24 protein-coding genes are annotated in these 19,701 nt (G+C 58.8%); 14 read left to right on the top strand and 10 right to left on the bottom strand.

The annotated features are described in order from the left end of the window. On the top strand, nt 1-275 hold a 275-nt coding region (locus CSQ95_RS20935; protein WP_143450023.1), incomplete at its 5' end, for a hypothetical protein. A 4-nt stretch (nt 276-279) separates the two neighbouring features. After that, complete coding sequence (locus CSQ95_RS29255) at nt 280-648, top strand: hypothetical protein (protein WP_143450022.1); 369 nt, start codon at nt 280-282, stop codon at nt 646-648. Between the two features lie 466 nt (nt 649-1,114). Here the strand turns inward: CSQ95_RS29255 and CSQ95_RS20930 are convergent, their stop codons facing one another. After that, nucleotides 1,115-2,050, bottom strand: coding sequence for a transposase (locus CSQ95_RS20930; RefSeq protein ID WP_257218131.1), 936 nt, complete (start codon nt 2,048-2,050; stop codon nt 1,115-1,117). 165 nt (nt 2,051-2,215) lie between these two features. Here CSQ95_RS20930 and CSQ95_RS29250 point away from each other — a divergent pair, with 165 nt between their 5' ends. The 4 genes from CSQ95_RS29250 to CSQ95_RS29235 all read left to right on the top strand — a co-directional run bounded on the left by CSQ95_RS29250 (nt 2,216) and on the right by CSQ95_RS29235 (nt 4,575). Continuing rightward, nucleotides 2,216-2,479 (top strand): hypothetical protein, encoded by a 264-nt coding sequence (locus CSQ95_RS29250; protein WP_143450021.1) that lies wholly within the window; start codon nt 2,216-2,218, stop codon nt 2,477-2,479. Continuing rightward, the gene (locus tag CSQ95_RS29245; RefSeq protein WP_143450020.1) at nt 2,476-2,949 is read left to right on the top strand and encodes a hypothetical protein; all 474 of its coding nucleotides are present in this window, start codon (nt 2,476-2,478) and stop codon (nt 2,947-2,949) included. The genes CSQ95_RS29250 and CSQ95_RS29245 overlap by 4 nt, the downstream gene beginning before the upstream one ends. Nucleotides 2,950-3,229: 280 nt before the next feature. Further along, a complete protein-coding gene (locus CSQ95_RS29240) occupies nt 3,230-4,003 on the top strand; it encodes a hypothetical protein (RefSeq protein WP_143450019.1) in 774 nt (257 codons plus the stop codon). Between the two features lie 176 nt (nt 4,004-4,179). Continuing rightward, the gene (locus CSQ95_RS29235) at nt 4,180-4,575 is read left to right on the top strand and encodes a hypothetical protein (protein WP_143450018.1); all 396 of its coding nucleotides are present in this window, start codon (nt 4,180-4,182) and stop codon (nt 4,573-4,575) included. Nucleotides 4,576-4,769: 194 nt separating this feature from the next. Here CSQ95_RS29235 and CSQ95_RS30140 read toward each other — a convergent pair whose 3' ends face one another. Further along, on the bottom strand, nt 4,770-5,360 hold the full coding sequence (locus CSQ95_RS30140) for a transposase (protein ID WP_257218132.1): 591 nt from the start codon (nt 5,358-5,360) through the stop codon (nt 4,770-4,772). 62 nt (nt 5,361-5,422) lie between these two features. Between CSQ95_RS30140 and CSQ95_RS20920 the strand changes: the two genes are divergently transcribed. After that, nucleotides 5,423-5,824: a hypothetical protein gene (locus CSQ95_RS20920; protein ID WP_099410889.1), complete on the top strand. Its 402-nt coding sequence runs from the start codon at nt 5,423-5,425 to the stop codon at nt 5,822-5,824. 420 nt (nt 5,825-6,244) lie between these two features. Here the strand turns inward: CSQ95_RS20920 and CSQ95_RS29230 are convergent, their stop codons facing one another. The 4 genes from CSQ95_RS29230 to CSQ95_RS20905 all read right to left on the bottom strand — a co-directional run bounded on the left by CSQ95_RS29230 (nt 6,245) and on the right by CSQ95_RS20905 (nt 9,532). After that, complete coding sequence (locus CSQ95_RS29230; protein WP_143450017.1) at nt 6,245-6,532, bottom strand: hypothetical protein; 288 nt, start codon at nt 6,530-6,532, stop codon at nt 6,245-6,247. Nucleotides 6,533-6,639: 107 nt separating this feature from the next. Further along, nucleotides 6,640-7,173, bottom strand: coding sequence for an ankyrin repeat domain-containing protein (locus CSQ95_RS20915; protein ID WP_099410888.1), 534 nt, complete (start codon nt 7,171-7,173; stop codon nt 6,640-6,642). A 171-nt stretch (nt 7,174-7,344) separates the two neighbouring features. Beyond that, nucleotides 7,345-7,947, bottom strand: coding sequence for a DUF4291 domain-containing protein (locus tag CSQ95_RS20910; protein WP_099410887.1), 603 nt, complete (start codon nt 7,945-7,947; stop codon nt 7,345-7,347). A 385-nt stretch (nt 7,948-8,332) separates the two neighbouring features. Next, entirely contained in the window at nt 8,333-9,532 is a 1,200-nt protein-coding gene (locus CSQ95_RS20905) for a YbfB/YjiJ family MFS transporter (protein WP_099410886.1), read from the bottom strand. A 307-nt stretch (nt 9,533-9,839) separates the two neighbouring features. Here CSQ95_RS20905 and CSQ95_RS20900 point away from each other — a divergent pair, with 307 nt between their 5' ends. From CSQ95_RS20900 to CSQ95_RS29715, 5 genes are all read left to right on the top strand, one after another. After that, nucleotides 9,840-10,514, top strand: coding sequence for a CsgG/HfaB family protein (locus CSQ95_RS20900; RefSeq protein ID WP_070288048.1), 675 nt, complete (start codon nt 9,840-9,842; stop codon nt 10,512-10,514). A gap of 17 nt (nt 10,515-10,531) precedes the next feature. Then, nucleotides 10,532-10,891, top strand: coding sequence for a DUF4810 domain-containing protein (locus CSQ95_RS20895; protein WP_205602385.1), 360 nt, complete (start codon nt 10,532-10,534; stop codon nt 10,889-10,891). Then, nucleotides 10,888-11,550 carry a DUF799 domain-containing protein gene (locus tag CSQ95_RS20890; protein ID WP_070221498.1) on the top strand — a complete coding sequence of 221 codons (663 nt, stop codon included), beginning with the start codon at nt 10,888-10,890 and terminating at the stop codon, nt 11,548-11,550. The genes CSQ95_RS20895 and CSQ95_RS20890 overlap by 4 nt, the downstream gene beginning before the upstream one ends. Before the next feature lie 250 nt (nt 11,551-11,800). Continuing rightward, on the top strand, nt 11,801-12,466 hold the full coding sequence (locus CSQ95_RS20885) for a response regulator transcription factor (protein ID WP_070288051.1): 666 nt from the start codon (nt 11,801-11,803) through the stop codon (nt 12,464-12,466). Then, on the top strand, nt 12,460-13,770 hold the full coding sequence (locus tag CSQ95_RS29715; protein ID WP_099410885.1) for an ATP-binding protein: 1,311 nt from the start codon (nt 12,460-12,462) through the stop codon (nt 13,768-13,770). Before CSQ95_RS20885 ends, CSQ95_RS29715 begins: the two co-directional genes overlap by 7 nt. A gap of 57 nt (nt 13,771-13,827) precedes the next feature. Here the strand turns inward: CSQ95_RS29715 and CSQ95_RS20875 are convergent, their stop codons facing one another. Together CSQ95_RS20875 and CSQ95_RS20870 are read right to left on the bottom strand one after the other, a co-directional pair. Beyond that, nucleotides 13,828-14,466: an NAD(P)H-dependent oxidoreductase gene (locus CSQ95_RS20875; RefSeq protein WP_099410884.1), complete on the bottom strand. Its 639-nt coding sequence runs from the start codon at nt 14,464-14,466 to the stop codon at nt 13,828-13,830. A 108-nt stretch (nt 14,467-14,574) separates the two neighbouring features. Next, nucleotides 14,575-15,573, bottom strand: coding sequence for an aldo/keto reductase (locus CSQ95_RS20870; RefSeq protein ID WP_099410883.1), 999 nt, complete (start codon nt 15,571-15,573; stop codon nt 14,575-14,577). Nucleotides 15,574-15,688: 115 nt separating this feature from the next. On the opposite strand from CSQ95_RS20870, the gene CSQ95_RS20865 reads away from it, so the two are divergent. After that, nucleotides 15,689-16,579, top strand: a complete 891-nt coding sequence (locus CSQ95_RS20865; protein WP_070221493.1) for a LysR family transcriptional regulator — start codon at nt 15,689-15,691, stop codon at nt 16,577-16,579. Here CSQ95_RS20865 and CSQ95_RS20860 read toward each other — a convergent pair. Continuing rightward, nucleotides 16,576-17,658 (bottom strand): ATP-binding protein, encoded by a 1,083-nt coding sequence (locus CSQ95_RS20860; RefSeq protein ID WP_099410882.1) that lies wholly within the window; start codon nt 17,656-17,658, stop codon nt 16,576-16,578. The two genes, CSQ95_RS20865 and CSQ95_RS20860, sit on opposite strands and share 4 nt — an antisense overlap. Continuing rightward, nucleotides 17,658-18,407, bottom strand: coding sequence for a response regulator (locus tag CSQ95_RS20855; protein ID WP_070221491.1), 750 nt, complete (start codon nt 18,405-18,407; stop codon nt 17,658-17,660). Before CSQ95_RS20855 ends, CSQ95_RS20860 begins: the two co-directional genes overlap by 1 nt. Before the next feature lie 133 nt (nt 18,408-18,540). On the opposite strand from CSQ95_RS20855, the gene CSQ95_RS20850 reads away from it, so the two are divergent. Beyond that, on the top strand, nt 18,541-19,698 hold the full coding sequence (locus CSQ95_RS20850) for an efflux RND transporter periplasmic adaptor subunit (RefSeq protein WP_099410881.1): 1,158 nt from the start codon (nt 18,541-18,543) through the stop codon (nt 19,696-19,698). Nucleotides 19,699-19,701: the final 3 nt, after the last annotated feature.

Here is a 19,701-nt window from a genome sequence, read left to right as displayed (position 1 = left end):
CCCATCCCCCATGTGACCCCATCCCCCATGATGTTTATGTAATTCGGGATGCAAAATCGGGAGAGTTACTTCACTTCGGGGAAGCAGGTCGTGACTACCTTACACGGTTTACAGAGCATCAGCGTGTTTTCGCGAAAAAAGATATAGCACTAGATGTCGATTTATTGCGTACGGTAGAGGGGAAGAAAAATGCAAAGGAGCTTGAGTTGAAATATATACAAACCTATACTAAAACTTTCGGAAAACGTCCTCCGTATAACCCAGTAAACCATTAGTGATATGAAAATTTCTCTCAGTTTTGCAGCAGAAAACCCTCAATTTTTAAAAAAAATACGCCGAATTAGATCGGACTTTGAAGGTTTTTTTGATGATTTCTCATTGGTGGATTTAATCAATCCAATTTATGAGGCAATATTAATTGGTGTGACTGATTCAAGAGGGGATGATTTTTTTGAAATAATTAAAAATAGAGATGGATACTTTCAAACTCTTGCAGGTTTGGGCGGATTTAATGATGATGAGGTATTGAGGAGAAAATTATTCCTCATAGTGTCTAGATCAATATCGGCGTGCCCATTTTCAAATCCTGACAGGGAAAAATTTTCTACTCTTTTGAAAAAATGGGAGGGTGAAATAATGAAAAATTGAGTTTCTCCGATGATCTAAGTATTTAGATTTGTGTGATTATGGCCCCATCCGTAGCTGGCCCCCTCTTCAAGGCTCGGCATGTTTTGAGTACACTCTTTCCTTCCGCCTAATACGGGAATCGACCGAGTCGCAGGCCGAGCTGGTGCGTCGTTACAATGTTACGCGGCAAACCGTCGGTCCCGGGGTCAGGTCCGCCATTTGTACACGATCTCAGCTTTGGCCGTCTCTTTTTTTGGCAAGTTGCGCTTTATTAAATGCCGATACGGCTCGACTGACTGTCTTGCTCGAGACGTGAAAAGCGGCGGCGATATGGGACATGGTAAAAGCGCTCGATAGATAAGCGCGTGCCATCGCCTCGTCTCTGTCGCTATAGTGCGCCCGAAACTGCTCTAATGACAGCATGACAGCGCAGCGCTGCGACCTTGGCGCATGGAGCCAGGGTCAGGTCCGCCATTCGTACACGAGCTCAACCTTGGCTGTCTCGATCTGCAGCAGGTCGCGCTTTATTAAATGCCGATACGGCTCGACTGACTGTCTTGGCCGAGACGTGAAAAGCGGAGGCGATATGGGACATGGTAAAAGCGGTAGACAGATACGCGCGTGCCATTGCCTCGTCTCTGTCGGCATAGCGGGCCTGATATTGCGCGAGTGACAGTGTGACCGCGCGGCGTTGCTGCCTTGGCGCATCTTTGAATGCATTGGACCGCTGCGATTGCTGATGTGCCGAAACAAAGGCGTCATCGCCCAGTAGCATCTGGTGGCAAGTGTGGGCGAGCGGACTAGTTTCACCCATACCGGCCGCGACAAACCGAGAATAGTTGGCGACCGCCTCGTCGCGCGTGGCGCCAAACTGGCTCAAGAGCCAGTCACGCGACAACCAGCATGGAGACGCTGCTTCGTCCAAAACGTAGTGATGGCTGCTCCAGTACCAGTCGCCGGGTGATGCCACCATGTGCGCCCGGACTGGATTCAAGACGATGTAGCGGGCCAATTCCAACAGATAATTTTCCTGCTGTACCAAGATGGCTTTGTAGCGGCCTTGCAATACGTGCCCGACAAGCTTGTGGCGCCGATTGAAATGCTGGGTATAAACGCCATTCAGCTGGCGCATGCCCTGCGACAGATTCGCCTCGACCGTTTCAACGAGCAGATGATAATGATTGCTCATCTGGCAGAAACTGTGCACGACAAAATGGTACCGCTCGCAGACCAGGGCTAGTACCTCTTGCCAGGCAAGGCGATCGGTATCGTCCCGGTAAATGGTGCCACGCCGGTCGCCGCGCGAAGTAACGTGGTAGAGGGCGCCGGGAAATTCAAGGCGTAGGCGGCGGGTCATGCGGTAGACGTTATCTGATCCGTACGCATTGGCACCGAGATTGCGCAAAGGTTTGGACAATGGCATGGCTGAGGTCGTGTCTGAATACCGGACCTGACCCCGTCCCCCCTTGTTAGGACTTTAAGTATTTCTGGTACCACAGAGACATCACTATCTCCATTTTTTGATTATGCAAAAAAATATGAAGGTGATGTTTTTAAAATAGTAGTAAAGCCAGGAACTTCGGAAAAATTGCAAGAAATAGGAACTTTTGCAAATTCCGCAGCCTTTGTCGAATTCCCCGATATGGTGGAGGGGAGAAGTGGGTGGGGGAGTAATAGCGTTAGATTTAAGGTGGAGGCTAAACCTAAGAGGGATGATCCTTTTAAAGAAATGAAAATTAATAATGGTCTTGGTGTTATGAATACGCAGCTTGGGATTGGGCCTGGCTTAAAGATATTCAATGATAATATACTAATGATTGAGAAGGTTGGGGAAGGGGATTCGAGGAAATGACGAGTTACTTTGAAGGTTTGAATGAGGGGCATTGTTTTAAGGTTGTATATTCTTTGTTTGATTTTCTTGAGAGAGAGAAGAAGAATAGTGGACGTGAGGATTTGTTTGAGGATGAGGGAGATGATAATTTTAAAACTTTTGGTGCATTTGGTTCGATGCGTTGGAAAAAACATTTAATGGATGGGGAAATTCCAACGGTGCTCGTCTCTGGTGTTGTTGGACGTACTTTTTTTTCTGGACAGGATGATCATCTTGATGATGAGGTAAATGCCTTTAATTTTTTGATGGAGAATGGCTGTGTGGTCAAGGAGGGAATGTATTTCAATGATAAAGAAGATTTTTTTCTTTATAAAGAAGGCGCTAGGATAAATATTCTTTATGCTTTTGATTTGCCTGAATATTTACATATTAAGAATGGCTGCAATTACTCTGATGCAGTTGTTGTTAAAGTGGAAATATGTCCCCTGTGACAAATAAGCGCGTGCCATCGCCTCGTCTCTGTCGCTATAGTGCGCCCGAAACTGCTCTAATGACAGCATGACAGCGCAGCGCTGCGACCTTGGCGTATCTCTGGGCGTCTCGGTGCGCTGCGATTGCTGATGTGCTGAAATGAAGGCCTCATCGCCTAGAAGAATCTGGCGGCAGATGCGAGCCGCCTTGGATGCGCAGATCAGAGCACAGGGCTTCACGCCGCTTCCACCAAAAGTGGTCGTTCCTACACGCACACCAAAACCATGATAAGAGAATTCGATGACTGAGAAAGCATTTGCAATAGGACTTTATAGTTACACGACTCCAGCTCCAGGTGCTGATGGCTTGAAGGCATTGCACGATTTAGTTACGTCAATTTTCCATCGTATCGGGATTGCACCAACATATTTTGCGGCCGAAGGTTTAGGTTATAAGGGCGAGTTAACAAAAATTGGTGGAAGAGTATACACAAAGGCGCTGAAATCTGGCTTCTCTGATATCCATGTTATGTCATTGGTTGCAAATCCAGAAGGCAGCGCAGAGCCTGGTTATGATAGTTTTGCTTCGGCCTCTTTAAGTTATGTTGAAGAGATTGGTGAGACGTTGTTTTGTTTGGCAATTGAAGAGCGCTTCTTGGAGTTTCGCGGCGATATTTTTGAAAGAATTTTAATGTCGTGTATTGGTCTGAGGCACTGGAATTTTGGGTATGCTCTTTCTGAATTTATTGAAAAGAAACCCGAATTCCATGTCCTGGGTCTGGACGGTGGAAAGCTGACTGCTGAGGATCGAAAGCGTTTAAATAAATGGTATGCGTCACTACCTGAAGTACGCTTCCAAAAAATTCGAGATGTATATCCAGTAAACGTCCTAAATGATACACAATTAAATGCACAGGTTTCAGCTTCTCAGACCTTGGAAGATATTATTCGTGCAGATTCATTCTCTTCTTTGCGGCGTGTTGGCGATCGTCAGCTTTGGTTGTGGGAGGTCCAGCTAGGTGGTTTAGATGATCTTCGAAATATGCTTGCAACCGGCAACGTATTGATCACCTAAGGAAGTGCTGATCAATTCGCTTTCGTAACGAGTTTTGGCGCGCCAAATGGTCGACTGGCGCGTCGCTCGAGCCCGCTCGGCCGGTGTCACGCACGGACTAGCTCAACCTAACCCCATCCCCCTGGATATGATGACGTCATTAAAAACAACTAAGCGATAATAAAGTGAGGAAGATTATGATTGAAATATTGCATCCAATGGAATTTGAATTGCCTTGTCCGCTACCCATTGAAATGTCCATAATATTAAATTCTGTTATAGAAAAGTATTTTGTTCATGATATAACTGCTGGTGATTATGTGAGAGCTGCTGAAGGTTTTTTCCGTTCTGTGAAAAGACGAAAAAATAATAATTATGTTGAGTATGTATTGGGGAAAACACAGGAAATTTATGATGTGCTAATAAAAATCCAGGATTATATTAAAATTTCCAGGATTGATTATTTACTAACATCCGGATTGATGATTGGTGTGTATATTATGAAAGATAAAGGGGAAGTGATAGGTTGCATAAAGGGATGCCGTGCGGATAAAATGACTGAGGAGGAATTTATTAATTCGAATTATGAGTAGTTAGGGAGCCAGGGTCAGGTCCGCCATTCGTACACGAGCTCAACCTTGGCCGTCTCGATCTGCAGCAAGTTGCGCTTTATTAAATGCCGGTATGGTCCGACAGACTGCCCTGCTCGACACGTGAAAAGTGGCGGCGGTGTGGGAGATGGTAAAGCGGTTGCAGATAAGCGTGTGCCACTGCCTCGTCTCTGGCGCTATTGCGGGCGTGATATTGCCCCGAGTGACAGTGTGACCGCGTAGCGCTGCTGCCTTGGCGTATCTTTGAATGTATCGGAGCGCTTCGACTGCTGATGTACCGAAACGAAGGCGTCATCGCCCAGAAGGCTCTGGTGGCAGGTATGGGCGAACGTACTAGTTTCGCCTATACCTGCCGCTACAAGCCGAGAATAGTTGGCGATCGCCTCGTCGCGTGTAGCGCCAAACTGGCTCAAGAGCCAGTCACGTGCCAACCAGCATGGAGGTGTCGCGTCGTCCAAAAAGTAGCGATGACTGCTCCAGGGCCAGGCATCTGGCGATACAACCATGTGCGCCCGGACTGGATTTAAGACGATGTAGCGGGCCACTTCCAACAGATAGTTTTCTTTCTGCACCAAGATAGCTTTGTAGCGACCTTGCAATACGTGTCCTACAAGCTTGTGGTGCCGATTGAAATGCTGGGTATATAAGCCATTCAGCTGGCACATGCCCTGCGACAGATTAGCCTCGACCATTTCAACGAGCAGATGATAATGATTGGTCATCTGGAAAAAGTTGTGCACGACAAAATGGTGCCGCTTGCATACCAGGATTGGGTAAAAAAGACGGTTGTTATGTCTTTAATTAGGGATTGTGCTAATGGGATGAAAAAATGAGCTATGAATTTCTTGAGGACTACCTTCCTGATGATATGCGAGTGAATTACAAAATAATAAAATGGTGGTTTTTTAAGTATGCCTATAGGTATTGTCGAAATCGTATTGATCGTATGAATTCGGCAGGGGATTTTTGGGCTGATAATGAATCTGAGTATGCTTATGCCTATGAGCAATTTAATTATGGTATTGAGCAGCCTCTTGAGTATTTAATGATTCAGGTTGTATCTCTGATTGTTGATTCTGGCAGAGGTTCGGAACGATTTTGCGATTTCCATCGTGGCGAGATTGATGAAATTTTAAGACTGAATAAATTGGAGGATTTATTTTTAATGATTGATGATGAGGTTGAATTGAGAGATTTTAAGTGTGATCTAAAGGCTTTAAAAATTTTCTAATTTATATATTATTTATGGATGGAGGCGTCTGCCAGTGCTCGTTTGTCGAACAGGGGGGCGCATTAGGTGCCGGTACCAACACCTATGACATGCCCAAAATTGATGCCTGTTTGACGGTATTGACCTGCCTGGTCCCGTCAAACAGGCCTTGGGTGTGGTTGCGACAACAGTAATGGGCGCCGTTCGCGGTCGTAGCACGGAGTGGTGCGGGGGCGGGGGCAGGTCTGCCTTTCGTACACGGTCTCAACATTTGCTGTATCGATCTACAGCAAGTTGAGCTTCACTAAATGCCGATACGACCCGACTGACTGTCCTGCTCGAGACGTGAAAAGCGGCGGTAGTGTGGGACAGGGTAAAAGCGGTAGGCAGATAAGCGTGCCATTGTTTCGTCTCTGTCGCTATACCGGACCTGATATTGCGTCAATGACAGGGTGACAGCGTTGCGCTGAAGATTGGCGTATCCTTAAATTTATCGGAGCGCTTTGATTGCTGCTGTGCTGAGATGAAGGCGTTGTCGCCCAGAAGAATCGGATGACAGGTGTGAGCAAGCGGGCTGGTGTCTCCCATCCCGGCCGCGACAAACCGGCAGTAGCGGATTTTGCAGGTGAGGGTATTTTTGAGGGTATCGGCAACTGAATGGTTTGGAAAACGCCGAAAAATCAAACGCTTAGCCACCTCATTGACCATCGAGTGGGAAAAATCATTCACCAGCCGCGTAAGCTGACGCCGGCTCAACGACACCGCCAGCCCCCTGATTTTTGAGGATCTTTTTTTGCCGGCGGCGCTTGCAAAACGGCTGGTGATGTCAGCATCGGCTAAGCCGTCTGTCCCAAGCCGACCAGCCGGCCCAGCGTCTCCTGCGCATTCATGCTCTTGGCCAGTTTGACGGCAGTCATGCCGCGGCTGTCCACGGCATCGATGCGGGCGCCGTGTTGCAGCAGCAGGTCGAGGATGGCGAGGCGGTTGAACATGGCGGCCATCATCAACGGTGTCTTGCCGTCCGGGCTGGCGCCGTCCACGCTGGCGCCGTGCTGGAGCAGCAATTCGACGATGTCCTGGTAGCCCTTGTAGGCCACGCCGGCCAGCGGCGTCTGGCCCTGGTCGTTGGGCACGTTGGCGTCTGCGCCCGCTTCGAGCAGCAGGCGCGACGTTTCCAGGTGGCCATGGTAACTGGCCAGCATGATCAGGCTGTCGCCTTTCTCGTTGCGGAAGTTGACCGGGACGCCCTGGGCGACCATGGTGCCCAGTTGCAGCGTATCGCCTTCGCGCACCAGGGCAAACAGGCCCTGGATGAATTCCAAGGTTTCGGCATCCATCGTTGGCGGGAGTTTTCGGGCATCGGTATTCATCGTGTTCTTTTCGCGAAAGTGGGCTATGCCTTTAGTCTACTATGCGGTCGGCGCAAACGCATTTTCCGCCAGGCCAGCGCGGCGCCGATGACGGAGAACCGCTGCCAGGTCCGCGATGCATAGACGACCTCATCCCTGTCGGCGCAATCAGCATCTAGCCACCACCGGCGCTCAGGACTGATGGAATGCTGACGAGTACGGTCTCTCTTTCGGCAGCAGTTGCCCAGCTTCCTCCAACTTCTCTTGAATAAGCAATCCGTGAATGGCGTGGGCCAGTGGCGTCACGTCCTCTATCCTTGTAATCCATTTCTGTACATAAAGCTCAACGGCTTCTTTGCCGAGGCCAATCTGAATGGCTCTGTGTAGTTGCGGCTGCAACAGCAGATCCCGTTCCGGATCCCATTGGATGCGCACGGGTAACGCTTCTTTTTTCTTTGTCCATTCATCCTTGCTGATGGACGCGTCTGCGTGGCTCAGGCAGCCGTGCTCCAGTGCCCATTCAAATCCTGATCTGCTGATATCGATCGCCAGAATACGTTTCTGCCCGACGTCTTTGAATCCCCATCCAGCGCGATACATCATCCATAAAAAAGATGGCTTAATCCAGGTCATGCGTTCCATCTTAAATGGCGGCGAGGTGAATGTGCCATTCGCCAGGGCCGCCTCCGCGATCACATCGGAATAGGCTTGATAGACGCGTATGGTTGCTGCGTCGTAGGAAGCCCTGATCTGACGATGAGGGATTGCTGTTGCCCTGTGACTGTGATCTTGCATTTTTACCTCGTAGATGCCGGGGGAAGCCCGGCAAGTTGAACAATGATGCCGGCAAGGCCGTTGTCCCGCGTGGATAGCTTGGCACGCCGCAGTTGCAGCCCATCCGTCTCCGCTTGATGGACCTTGTCACCAGTCACTGGGCGATGGCTATTTGTTTTTCGTGCGCCTGAAATCGGTGGCGAAATTGGAAATTGAACAGGTTTAATGCATTGATGTTGAAGAATTGGCCGCAAGTTTTAATTATATCGGTTCGGCTTCTCGGTGCTCTGCTTGAAAATGTCAGCTATTAAACTATATTGGAAAATGCATGTTATTTTTATATCGGAGTCAAATGTGTGTGCGGGGTCGTGGGATTCCAATAAGGGCGCCAGATGAAGACAGCCGCTCACGCGCCCGCCGCCAGCGCTTTTTGCCGCGATGCCAATGCCGCGCCGATGAACAGGGCGATGGCCGAGGCGATCAAGCCCCGCTCCAGTCCCGCCGGGCCGTCGGCGATCCAGCCGACCACGACGGGGCCGACGATCTGGCCCAGCGCGAACACGGTCGTGTAGGCGCTGATGCCGGCCGTCCACGATTGCTGCGGCAGGTTATGCCGCACCAGCGCCGTGGTCGACGCCACCACCGACAGGAACACGGCGCCGAAGACCAGGCCGGAGAGGAAGACGACGGGCACAAAGCTCGTCAGCGCGGGCAGGATGGTGACCACGCCCAGCACGCCATTTAATATCGCCAGCGATTCGCCGCCCCTGTAGCGGTCGAGCATGCGCGCCCAGATGCGCGACGAGGCCACCACCGCCAGGCCCAATACCGTATAGAACACGGTGATCAAGTTGGCACGCATGCCTTGCTGCTTGAGCAGGGCGATGACGAAAGTCATGTAGCCGATGTAGCCGACGCCAAACATGAAATAGCCAGCCAGGCTGGGAGAAAAGTCGCGCCAGGCGAAACGCCGCGGTGTGTCGACGGCGCGCGGCGTTTCGCCGATCGTTTTGGCCGGCAGGGCCATGAGGGCGGTGGCGGCCAGGCAGGCGAGTCCCAGGGCCAGCCACGGCCATTGCCAGGCATGCGCGGCGCCGTGGTCTTGCGCGGCGGCCAATGCCGCCGGCACCAGCAGGGCTGACAGCGCGATGCCGAAGCCCGTGCCGCCGTAGTACAAACCGATGTAGAAGCCGGCGCGCTGGCTGTGCATGGAACCGAGCCGCGCCGCCAGCACGCCGCCGGCGATGAAAATGAAGGCGCTGGCCACGCCCGCACACACGCGCTGCAGGAACAGGGCGGCCGTATCGCTGACCAGGCCCGACATCAGCATGAAGACGCTGGCCAGCACGGAACCGGCGATCAGCAGGCGCCACACGCCCAGGCGGCGCATCAGGGCCGGCGTGGCCAGCGCGCCGAGAAAATAGCCGAGCGCATTGAAGGTGTTCATGGCCCCGGCCAGTAGGTAGGACCAGCCCAGATCGTCACGCATGGGCGGCAGCAGCAAGCCATAGGAAAAGCGCGACAGGCCCAGGGCGACGGCGGCGCCCAGCGAGAGCGCCAGCGCCGTGGCCAGCGGATGGGACGGGGAAGGATCGTGTGTCGGCATGGCCTCAATACCCGTTTATGTGAGAGCGTGGAGTGGGCGCCGGGCGGGGGCAATCGGCGGGCAAGGTCTGTGCGGGACAGCGGCTGTGGCGCTGACGACACGCTTTTTTACTGCCAAGTTAATGAACAGGAGCCTGGAAGTCAAGCAGGGCCGCGCCTGTCATGGCAGTCAACAATGCAAATTCTGTCATCGTTACTTTTGGAGAGAATTGTGAGACATGCAATCTCATATAATTGCAATTAGGAAATTAACTTGCCAAAATTCAATTTTGCGGGTTGCTCCTGATCCTCCATATCTTAAGGGCACTATGAACAAGAATAAACCTGGCGCGTTGTTGATTGCAGCGCTGATTGGTGCGGCGTTGGCTGGCTGCGCTTCCGAATCGTCGCAAGCCCTGGCTGTTCCCACAGTCGCCAGTGCGGCCCGACCTTACGTCGGTCCACGCACGCTGATCGCTGTCGGCAAGTTCGACAACCGCTCCAACTTTATGCGCGGCATCTTTTCCGATGGTGTCGATCGTCTGGGCAGCCAGTCGAAGACAATTCTGATTGCACACCTGCAAACATCCAACCGCTTCAACGTCCTCGACCGCGACAATATGGCCGAGCTCAAGCAGGAAGCTGACTTCAAGAAGCAGGGCCAGAACATCAAGGGCGCGGACTTTGTCGTTACGGGCGACGTGACCGAATTCGGCCGCAAGGAAGTGGGCGACAAGCAATTGTTCGGCATCATGGGCCGCGGCAAGACACAAGTGGCATATGCCAAGGTCACCTTGAACGTTGTCAATATCGCCACCTCGGAAGTCGTGTACTCGGCCGGCGGCGCCGGCGAATACAGCCTGTCGAACCGCGAAGTGCTGGGTTTTGGCGGCACCGCCAGCTATGACGCCACCCTCAACGGCAAAGTCCTGGATCTGGCCATGCGCGAAGCGGTCGAGCGCCTGGTGGCCGGCGTCGAAGCGGGCGCATTGCGCAAACAATAAGGTATCCCATGACAACAATGATGAACAAGGGCGCTGCCCTGCTGGCCATGCTCGCCTGTGCCGCCCTGACCGGTTGCGCCACGCAATCGAAGACCCTGTACCAATGGGAAGGCTACCAGCCGCAAGTGTACGAATACCTGAAGGGCGAAAGCCCGGAGCAGCAGATGGCCGCCATGGAAAAAGACCTGCAAGTGATCGCTGCCAAGGGTAATCATGCACCGCCGGGCTTCCATGCCCACCTGGGCATGCTGTACTCGATCGCCGGCAAGCCGGAGCAGGTCGCCGCGCAGTTCGAAGACGAGAAAAAACTGTTCCCGGAATCGACGCCGTACATGGACTTCCTGTTGGGTAAATTGAAAAAAGGCGAGAAATTATGATGTCGCGCATGTTGAAAATGGCCCTGTGCCTGGGTCCCGCCATCTTCATGGTCGGTTGCGCCACCAAGCAGGCGGCATACGATTACACCGCCTTCAAGGCGGCCAAGCCCCGCTCGATCGTGGTCTTGCCGCCGTTGAACAACTCGCCGGAAGTCAATGCCGGCAACAGCGTCTACGCGCAAGTGACCTATCCGCTGGCCGAAGCGGGCTACTACGTGCTGCCGGTGGCCGTGGTCGGTGAAACCTTCAAGCAGAACGGCTTGACGAACGCGGCCGATATCCACGGCGTCGATGCCAAGAAGCTCAACGAGATCTTTGGCGCCGATGCGGGCCTGTACGTGACGATTTCCAAATACGGCACGACGTACGCCGTGATCGACAGCGTGACGGTGGTGGCGGTCGATGCCAAGCTGGTCGACCTGAAGACGGGCGCCTTGTTGTGGCAGGGCGCCGCCAGCGCATCGAGCAATGAAGGCAACAACAGCGGTGGCGGCGGCCTGATCGGCGCCCTGGTGACGGCGGCGGTCAAGCAGATCATCAACACCAGCACCGATGCCAGCCATCCTATCGCCGGCACGGCGAATGCGCGCCTGCTGTCGGCCGGCGTGCCGAACGGCTTGCTGTACGGCCCGCGTTCGGAACGCTACCTGGCGCAGTAAGCGTCCTGCCGCACCCGCACGGGGCCTGCATCCGCCAGGGCCTGTCGCAGGCCTGCCAGGCCGGTGTCGAAAGGCATGCCTGGCAGCGCCGAACTGTTCGTCCACGATCATCACATCCCGGCCTGCGCGATGCGCACCCGGACATGACGCAGCCCGCAGTCCGCGGAGCCTGTGAGACTTCGACTGGCGCAAGCCCACTTTCCCCAGCCACGTTAAGATAGCGGTATTTTCAAGACTGCGAGGGGACCAGGTGCGCGTGTTGCTGGTGGAAGACGATCCGATGATCGGGGAAAGCCTGGTCGAGGGCTTGCGCGGCGAGTGCTATGCCGTGGACTGGGTGCGCGACGGCCACGATGCGGAGCTGGCGCTGGCCGGCTTCGCCTACGATTTGATGCTGCTGGACCTGGGCTTGCCCGGCAAGCAGGGCATGGACGTGCTGCGCGCCATGCGCGCGCGGGGCGCCGAGTTGCCCGTGCTGATCATCACGGCGCGCGACGGCACGCCGGCCCGCGTGGAAGGACTCGACAGCGGCGCCGACGATTACCTGGTCAAACCGTTCGACCTCGACGAGCTGCTGGCGCGTATCCGCGCGCTGCTGCGGCGCCGGGTCAGCCGTTCGCGCTCCGTCATCGAGCATGGCGCGCTGATCCTCGACCTGGCCAGCCACGACGTGACGTTCGAGGGCGAACTGATCAAGCTGCCGCCGCGCGAGTTTTCCGTGCTGCGCGCCTTGCTCGACCATCCGGGCAAGGTGGTGTCGAAGCGTCAGCTGAGCGAAAAGCTGTACGGCTGGGATTGCGAAGTGGAAAGCAATACCGTCGATGTGTACGTCTACCAGCTGCGCAAGAAGCTGGGCGCGGACGCCATCCAGACCGTGCGCGGCGTGGGCTACAAAATGCGGGTGGCGTCTTGCTGACCATCCGCCGCCAATTACTGCTCGGCTTGCTGGCCGCCACCTTGCTGTGCGTGCTCGGCGCCGGCATTTCGCTGTTCCGCTCGCTGCTGGAAGAAACCAATGAACTGGCTGACTTGCAGCTGCGCCAGCTGGCCGTGGCCTTGCCCGACGAGTTCGAGCCGCAGGCGGGCCTGGCCGCCGCGCAGGAGCCGGAAGAGGCGTTCGTGCTGCAGGCGTGGGACGAGGACGGCAAGCCATTGCCCATCCTGCAGGGCCAGCCGGCATTGCCGCGCTATGCGCTGGCCGGCTTTGCCGATGTCACATTGCACGGCGAGGACTGGCGCCTGTACGGCGAGACGCGGCGCGGCCGCTACGTGCAGGTCGCGCAGGCGCAGGCCGTGCGTGACCAGCTGGCCTGGCAGATGACCATGCGCGCCGGCGCGCCCCTGCTGGTGTTCGCGCTGATCCTGGCGCTGCTGATCGTCGCCGTCGTGGGGCGCGCGCTGGCGCCGCTGCACCGGCTGGCCGAATCCGTGGCCGGCCGTTCGCCGGAAGCGCTCACGCCGCTGGCGGCCGACGACATGCCGCCCGAACTGCGGCCCGTGGCGCTGGCGCTGAACAGCCTGATGGGCCAGTTCGAAGCGGCGCTGACGGCACAGCGCACCTTTGTCGCCGATGCCGCGCATGAATTGCGCTCGCCGCTGACGGCGCTGAAACTGCAGCTGCAGGTGGCCGAACGGGCCGGCAGCGAGGAAGAGCGCCGCGTCGCGCTGGGGCGCCTGCATGAACGGCTGGACCGCAGCACGCACCTGGTGCGGCAATTGCTCAGCCTGGCGCGCCATGAAACGGCGCTCACGGCCAGCCAGCTGCACACGGTGGACCTGGGGCAGTTGCTGGAAGCGGCCGTGGCCGACCACAGTGCGCTGGCCGACAGCCGCGCGATCGACCTGGGCGTGGTGGAAACGCTGCCGGCCCCGGTGCTGGTACAGGCCGATCCCGACGGCTTGCAGGTCTTGCTGAATAACCTGATCGACAACGCCTTGCGCTACACGCAGCAGGGCGGCCGGGTCGATCTGCAGGCGGCGCTGGAAGAGGGGCGGCCCCTGCTGCGCGTATCGGACAACGGCCCCGGCGTGCCGCGCCAGCACCATGCACGGCTGTTCGACCGCTTCTTCCGTCCCGACGGCAACGACGCCTGGGGCTGCGGCCTGGGCCTGTCCATCGTGCGCCACATCGCCGAGCACCACCAGGCGGACATTGCACTGGCCGAAGGCGAGGCGGGGCGGGGCTTGCAGGTGACGGTGCGCTTTCCGCAAGCGGCCTGAACGAAAAAAAAGCGGATGCCGGCGAGGGCATCCGCTTTTCAGTCACGCTCGAGGCGCTTACGCCAGCTCGGTGATGAACTGCTCGCGTGCAGGGCGCACTTTTTTCAGGTCCACCAGCCAGTCGCCTTCGTCGGCGCGGTAGCCCAGCGGCAGCATGACGACGGAGCGCAAGCCTTTTTCGCGCAGCTTCAGGATCTCGTCGACCTTGGCCGGATCAAAACCTTCCATCGGCGTCGAATCGACTTTTTCCTGCGCCGCAGCGATCAGGGCCGTCCCCACGCCGATATACGCCTGGCGCGCCGCGTGCTGGTAGTTGGTCTCGGCATCGCGCTGCGGATACGTGGCCAGGATCTGCTGGCGGTACGCTTCCCAGCCTTCGTTCTTGAAGCCGCGCACGGTGTTGACCAGGTCAAAGCGGGCGTTGATGCGCTCGGGCGTGTAATTGTCCCAGGCGGCAAACACCAGCAGGTGCGAGGCGTCCGTCACTTGCGACTGGTTCCACGCGTGCGGCTTAATCTGCTCGCGCAGGGCCGGATTCGTCACGACGAACACTTCGTAAGGATGCAGTCCGCTGGAGCTGGCCGTCAGGCGCACGGCTTCCAGGATGCGCTCGACCTTGTCTTGCGGCACCGTTTTCGTCGGGTCCATTTTCTTGGTGGCGTAGCGCCATTGCAGTGTTTCGAGCAAATCGGACATGTGAATCCCTTTCAGAGTGAATAGTTCAGATTGGAAATGATAGCGGATTCAGCCATTTCAAGTGCGGCCCCTCAAAGAGAGTTGTATAGATGAGCTGTCTCTTGCCCTTTACAGCCCCACCATGGCCAGCTCCACTGCCGGGTAGCGCTCGCCTTGCACGCTGGCGGGCGCGATGGCGGCGCCGATGGCGGCCAGCTCGGCGCCGCTCAGAGTGAGTTGCGCGGCGGCCACGTTCTCTTCCAGGTGGGCCAGGCTGCGGGCGCCGGGAATCGGCACGATGTCGTCGCCTTGCGCCAGCAGCCAGGCCAGGGCCAGCTGGGCCGCCGTGGCGCCGCACGCCGCCGCCAGGCGCTGCAATTCGGCAACGAGATGTCCGTTGGCCGCCATCGCCGGCGGCTGGAAGCGGGGCAGGCTGTGGCGGTAATCGTCTGGCGCCAGCGCGGCGCTGGATGCGAGCCGTCCCGTCAGGAAACCCCGGCCCAGCGGGCTGTAGGGCACGAAGCCGATGCCGAGCGCGCGGCAGGCGGGCAGCACGTCCGCTTCCACGTCGCGGCTCCACAGCGAGTATTCGGACTGCACGGCCGCAATCGGATGCACGGCGTGGGCGCGGCGCAGGGTGGCGGCCGACACTTCCGACAGCCCCAGGTGGCGCACCTTGCCCGCCCGTACCAGTTCGGCCATGGCGCCGACCACGTCTTCGATGGGCACGGCCGGGTCCACGCGGTGCTGGTACAACAGGTCGATGCACTCGATGCCGAGCCGGGACAGCGACCCTTCCACCGCCTGGCGAATATGTTCGGGGCGGCTGTCGACACCGGCCATGCGTTCCACGCCCTGGCCGTGCGGCAAGATCTTGAAGCCGAACTTGGTGGCGATGCTCACCTTGCCGCGTAATTCCTTCAAGGCGCGGCCTACTAAGTCCTCGTTGGCGTAGGGACCGTAGACTTCCGCCGTATCGATCAGGGTCACGCCCAGCTCCACGGCCCGGTGCAGCACGCGCAGCGAGGCGGCCTCGTCGGCGCCGCCATAGGCAAAGCTCATGCCCATGCAGCCCAGGCCGATGGGGGCGACGCGCAAGCCGGAGTTGCCCAGTGTTCTGTGTTCCATTTTTCACTCCTCTTCAAAAAAAGATGCAAGGAGTATGGATGAAGGAACAGCATGCGATAAGATGGCTAATCCTGTATGTATTACTGAATTTTTTTCATGAATTTTTTCCTCGACAATGGCTGACCTCAACGAATTGACGGCCTTTGCCGCCGTCGCCCGCCTGCGCAGCTTCCGCAAGGCGGCATTGGAGCGGGGCGTGTCCGCCTCCGCCCTCAGCCACGCATTGCGCGCGCTGGAAGAGCGCCTGGGCGTGCGCCTGCTGAACCGCACCACGCGCAGCGTCACGCCGACGGAGGCGGGGCAGCAGCTGCTGGCGCGGCTGGCGCCGGCCATGCGCGAAATCGACGATGCCTTGCAAGACTTGAGCGCCCTGCAGGATGTGCCCGCAGGCACGCTGCGCCTGAACGTGCCCCGTCCCGCCGCTCGGCTGCTGCTCGCGCCCATGCTGGCCGGTTTTGTCGCCCGCTATCCGCGCGTGCAGGTCGAAGTGGTCACCGATGACGGCATGATCGATATCGTGCGCGACGGTTTTGACGCGGGCATCCGCTTCGGCGAACAGGTGGCGGCCGACATGATCGCCGTGCCCGTGGGCGCGCCGCAGCCGTTCGTGGTGGTGGCGTCGCCCGCCTACCTGGCGGCGCATGGCGCACCGGGCACGCCGCGCGACTTGCTGGCGCACGCCTGCATAGGCCGGCGTTTTCCCAGCGGGCGCCAGTATGCGTGGGAGTTCGGGCAGGATGGGGAAGCCGTCAGCATCGCCGTCGGCGGTCCGCTGGTGTTCGACGACGACGAGCTGATGCTGCGCGCGGCCCGCGATGGGGCGGGACTGGCCTATGTGTACGAAGCCGACGCACGCGCCGATATCGCGGCGGGGCGCCTGGCGTGCGTGCTGGAAGACTGCCTGCCGCCGCCGTCCCGTTACTTCCTGTACTACCCGAGCCGGCGGCAGATGCCTGCCGTGCTGCGCGCCTTTGTCGACATGGTTCGCGCCGACGGTCTTGCTTAGGCGGCCGGCGGCGCGCCGTGCTCGACCGGCCACTTGACGGTAAACACGCTGCCGCCCGCCTTGCCGCGCGTGCAGGCCGCGCTGCCGCCGTGCGCGCGCGCGATGGCTTCGACCACGGCCAGGCCCAGGCCGCTGCCCGCGTTCAGGTCGCCGCCGTCGCTGTCGCCGCGGCGAAACGCTTCGAACACATGCGGCGCCAGTTCCTCTGCAATGCCGGGGCCCGCATCCTCGACGCTCAGGTAATACTGGCCGGCCTGCACGCGGGTGCGCACGCGCAGCAGGCCCGGATGCGCATAGCGGCGCGCGTTGTCGAGCAGGGCCAGCACGATTTGCCGGATGCGCGCCGCGTCGCAGCAGACGGGATGGTCGGACAGGTGCAGCTGCAGCGTAAAGCCGGCCGCCTCCATCTCCTGCGCCAGCAGGCGGCGCACTTCCTCGATTTCCAGGGTCAGGTCCGTCCACGCCATGCGCAGCTGCATGTGGCCGCTGTCGGCCAGGCTCAGGGTGCGCAAGTCCTCGATCAGGCGGCCCAGGTCCTCGACTTGCGCCAGCAGGCTGGAAAACGGCACTTCCTCGGGCTTGAACACGCCGTCGACGACGCCTTGCAAGGTGCCGCGCAGGATGGTCACGGGCGTGCGCAGTTCGTGCGCGATGGCGGCATTCCACGTTTCGCTTTCCTTGGCGCCCCGCTGCAGGCGCTCGGCCATGCTGTTGAAGTCGTCGACCAGCATGGCCGTCTCGCCCAGGCTGCGGTCGCCCGCGAAGGCGCGCGCGGACAGGTCGCCGTGGGCCACGCGGCGCACGCTGTCCATCACGGAATTGATCGGTTTCAGGATGCGCGCGGCCAGCTTGAGGGCGAAAAAGGCGGCCAGGCCCAGGCCGAAGACGGTGATGGCGAAGATCCACAGCCATTCGACGGTGCTGGGCGACCAGTCGTCGGGCTCGGACAGCATGTCGGGATCGATCTTGAAGGCGATGGCGAAGAAGGTCCAGGAACCGATCCAGATGATCAGGATGCTGCACACCATCAGCACGGACATCGACAGGATGATCTGCCGGTTCAGGCCAGTGAAGCGCATCAGAGCTCGCTTTCCAGCCGGTAGCCCACGCCGCGCAGGCTGGCCGGCATGTTCATCACGCCCGCTTCCTCGAGCTTCTTGCGCAGCTTGCTGACGTGGCTGTCCACCGTGCGTTCCATCGAATTGCTCTCGGGCATGCACGACTCCAGCAATTCCAGGCGGCTGCAGACGCGGCGCGGCGTGCGCGCCAGGTGCGCCAGCAGGCGAAATTCCGTCAAGGTCAGGCTCAAGGGCACGGGCGCGCCGTCGCGCAGCACGCTGGCCACGTACGTTTCCTGGTCGATCTCGATGGGGCCGCAGCGCAGGCGCTGGCCGCCCACCGGGTGGTGGCGCACGCGCGAGCGGCGCAGCACGGCGGCCACGCGCGCCACCACTTCGGCCGGATTGAAGGGCTTGATGATGTAGTCGTCGGCGCCTACGCGCAGGGCGGCCAGTTTGTCGGCATCCTGGTCGCGGGCTGTGAGCATGATGACGGGCGTTTCGCCGCGCCGCCGCACTTCCGCCAGCACGGCCCAGCCGTCGACGCGGGGCATCTGCACGTCGAGCAGCAGCAGGTCCGGCGCCAATGCCAGGTGCTGCTGCAGCGCTTCCTGGCCATCGAGGGCGAAGGCCGTGCGGTAACCGTCGCGCTCCAGATAACCGGCGAGGATGCGGGCGATTTGCGGTTCATCTTCGGCGATCAGGATGAGGGCGGAAGGGGGCGTGGTGGCAAGAAAAGAGGGCTGGCTGGCGCTGTGATGATAGTTCATGCAAATAGTCTAGCATTCTTCTTTCTCTCCATCGAATCTCCACATTTCTTTGACGAAATGTCCACCTTGGCCTTTTATGCTGCGCTTATCTGTCGACCGGACCGCCGGTTGGGATCTGCCATAGAGAAAGACCATGCATCCGAGCCACTTCACCAAGAAAAACATGTTGATCGCCGCGGCACTGTTCAGCCTTGCCGCCTGTTCCAAACCCGCGCCGGACGAGGCGGCCGCGCCGCCCGCCGCCGTGACGGTGCTCAAGCTGCAAGCGGCACCCGTCGTCCTCAGCGACGAATTGCCGGGCCGGGTGGCCGCCTTCCGCACGGCCGACATCCGCCCGCAGGTGGGCGGCATCGTGCTGCGCCGCCAGTTCGAGCAGGGCGCCGACGTGACGGCGGGGCAGAAGCTGTTCCAGCTCAACCCGGCGCCGTTCCAGGCGGACGTCGATTCGGCCGCCGCCGCCCTGCAGCATGCGGTGGCCACGGCGAACCGCGCCAGCAGCCAGGCGGACAGGTTAAAGCCGCTGGTGGAAGCGGACGCCATCAGCCGCCAGGCATATGACGACGCCGTGGCCCAGCGCGAGCAAGCCGTGGCCACCGTGGCGCAGGCGCGCGCGACCCTGGCCCGGCGCCGCCTGGACCTGGCCTTTGCCAGCATCGAGGCGCCGATTGCCGGGCGCATCGGCTCCGAACTGGTGACCGAAGGCGCGCTCGTAGGCGTGGCCGATGCTGCGCCGATGGCGCGCATCCAGCAGATCGACAAAGTGTATGTCGACGTGCGCCAGCCGGCCGCCGCGCTGGCCGCGCTGCAAGCCTCGGGTACGGGTGGCGCGGACAAGCTGCCCGTGACCATTCTAGGCGCCGATGGCCAGCCGCATCCCGTTACGGGCCGCATCCTGTTCTCGGGCATCAGCGTCGATGCGGGCACGGGCGACGCCGTCATCCGCGTGCTGGTCGACAATCCGCAGCGCCAGCTCTTGCCGGGCATGTTCGTGCGCGCCCGCATCGCCCGAGCCGTGCAGGCCAACGGCGTGCTGCTGCCGCAGCAAGCCGTCTTGCGCAGCAGCGGCGGCCAGGCGCAGGCCTGGGTGTTGGACGGCACGAACAAAGCCAGCCTGAAACCGATCGCCGTGGGCGACGTGGTCGAGCACCAGTACGTGGTCAACGGCGGCCTGAAGGCGGGCGACACCGTCGTCATCGAAGGCCAGGAACGGCTGCAGCCGGGCGCCACCGCCGCGCCGCAGCCATGGAAGCCGGCCGTCGTGGCAGCCGCAGCTGCCGCCAAAGCGCGTTGATGC

This window comes from Janthinobacterium sp. BJB304 (assembly GCF_002735765.1).
Taxonomy (GTDB): Bacteria; Pseudomonadota; Gammaproteobacteria; order Burkholderiales; family Burkholderiaceae_D; genus Janthinobacterium.
The sequence above is the reverse complement of the archived record's forward strand: the minus strand, read 5'-3'. Positions and strand labels throughout refer to the sequence as shown.

Excerpts from the sequence above, each read along its gene's own strand:
- CSQ95_RS20915 (WP_099410888.1), bottom strand. The coding sequence starts at position 7,173 with ATGAATACCGATGCCCGAAAACTCCCGCCAACGATGGATGCCGAAACC.
- CSQ95_RS20905 (WP_099410886.1), bottom strand. The coding sequence starts at position 9,532 with ATGCCGACACACGATCCTTCCCCGTCCCATCCGCTGGCCACGGCGCTG.
- CSQ95_RS20900 (WP_070288048.1), top strand. The coding sequence starts at position 9,840 with ATGAACAAGAATAAACCTGGCGCGTTGTTGATTGCAGCGCTGATTGGT.
- CSQ95_RS20850 (WP_099410881.1), top strand. The coding sequence starts at position 18,541 with ATGCATCCGAGCCACTTCACCAAGAAAAACATGTTGATCGCCGCGGCA.
- CSQ95_RS20895 (WP_205602385.1), top strand. The coding sequence starts at position 10,532 with ATGATGAACAAGGGCGCTGCCCTGCTGGCCATGCTCGCCTGTGCCGCC.
- CSQ95_RS20910 (WP_099410887.1), bottom strand. The coding sequence starts at position 7,947 with ATGCAAGATCACAGTCACAGGGCAACAGCAATCCCTCATCGTCAGATC.
- CSQ95_RS20920 (WP_099410889.1), top strand. The coding sequence starts at position 5,423 with ATGAGCTATGAATTTCTTGAGGACTACCTTCCTGATGATATGCGAGTG.
- CSQ95_RS20875 (WP_099410884.1), bottom strand. The coding sequence starts at position 14,466 with ATGTCCGATTTGCTCGAAACACTGCAATGGCGCTACGCCACCAAGAAA.
- CSQ95_RS20930 (WP_257218131.1), bottom strand. The coding sequence starts at position 2,050 with ATGCCATTGTCCAAACCTTTGCGCAATCTCGGTGCCAATGCGTACGGA.
- CSQ95_RS20870 (WP_099410883.1), bottom strand. The coding sequence starts at position 15,573 with ATGGAACACAGAACACTGGGCAACTCCGGCTTGCGCGTCGCCCCCATC.
- CSQ95_RS29255 (WP_143450022.1), top strand. The coding sequence starts at position 280 with ATGAAAATTTCTCTCAGTTTTGCAGCAGAAAACCCTCAATTTTTAAAA.
- CSQ95_RS29235 (WP_143450018.1), top strand. The coding sequence starts at position 4,180 with ATGATTGAAATATTGCATCCAATGGAATTTGAATTGCCTTGTCCGCTA.
- CSQ95_RS20855 (WP_070221491.1), bottom strand. The coding sequence starts at position 18,407 with ATGAACTATCATCACAGCGCCAGCCAGCCCTCTTTTCTTGCCACCACG.
- CSQ95_RS20890 (WP_070221498.1), top strand. The coding sequence starts at position 10,888 with ATGATGTCGCGCATGTTGAAAATGGCCCTGTGCCTGGGTCCCGCCATC.
- CSQ95_RS20865 (WP_070221493.1), top strand. The coding sequence starts at position 15,689 with ATGGCTGACCTCAACGAATTGACGGCCTTTGCCGCCGTCGCCCGCCTG.
- CSQ95_RS20860 (WP_099410882.1), bottom strand. The coding sequence starts at position 17,658 with ATGCGCTTCACTGGCCTGAACCGGCAGATCATCCTGTCGATGTCCGTG.
- CSQ95_RS29240 (WP_143450019.1), top strand. The coding sequence starts at position 3,230 with ATGACTGAGAAAGCATTTGCAATAGGACTTTATAGTTACACGACTCCA.
- CSQ95_RS29245 (WP_143450020.1), top strand. The coding sequence starts at position 2,476 with ATGACGAGTTACTTTGAAGGTTTGAATGAGGGGCATTGTTTTAAGGTT.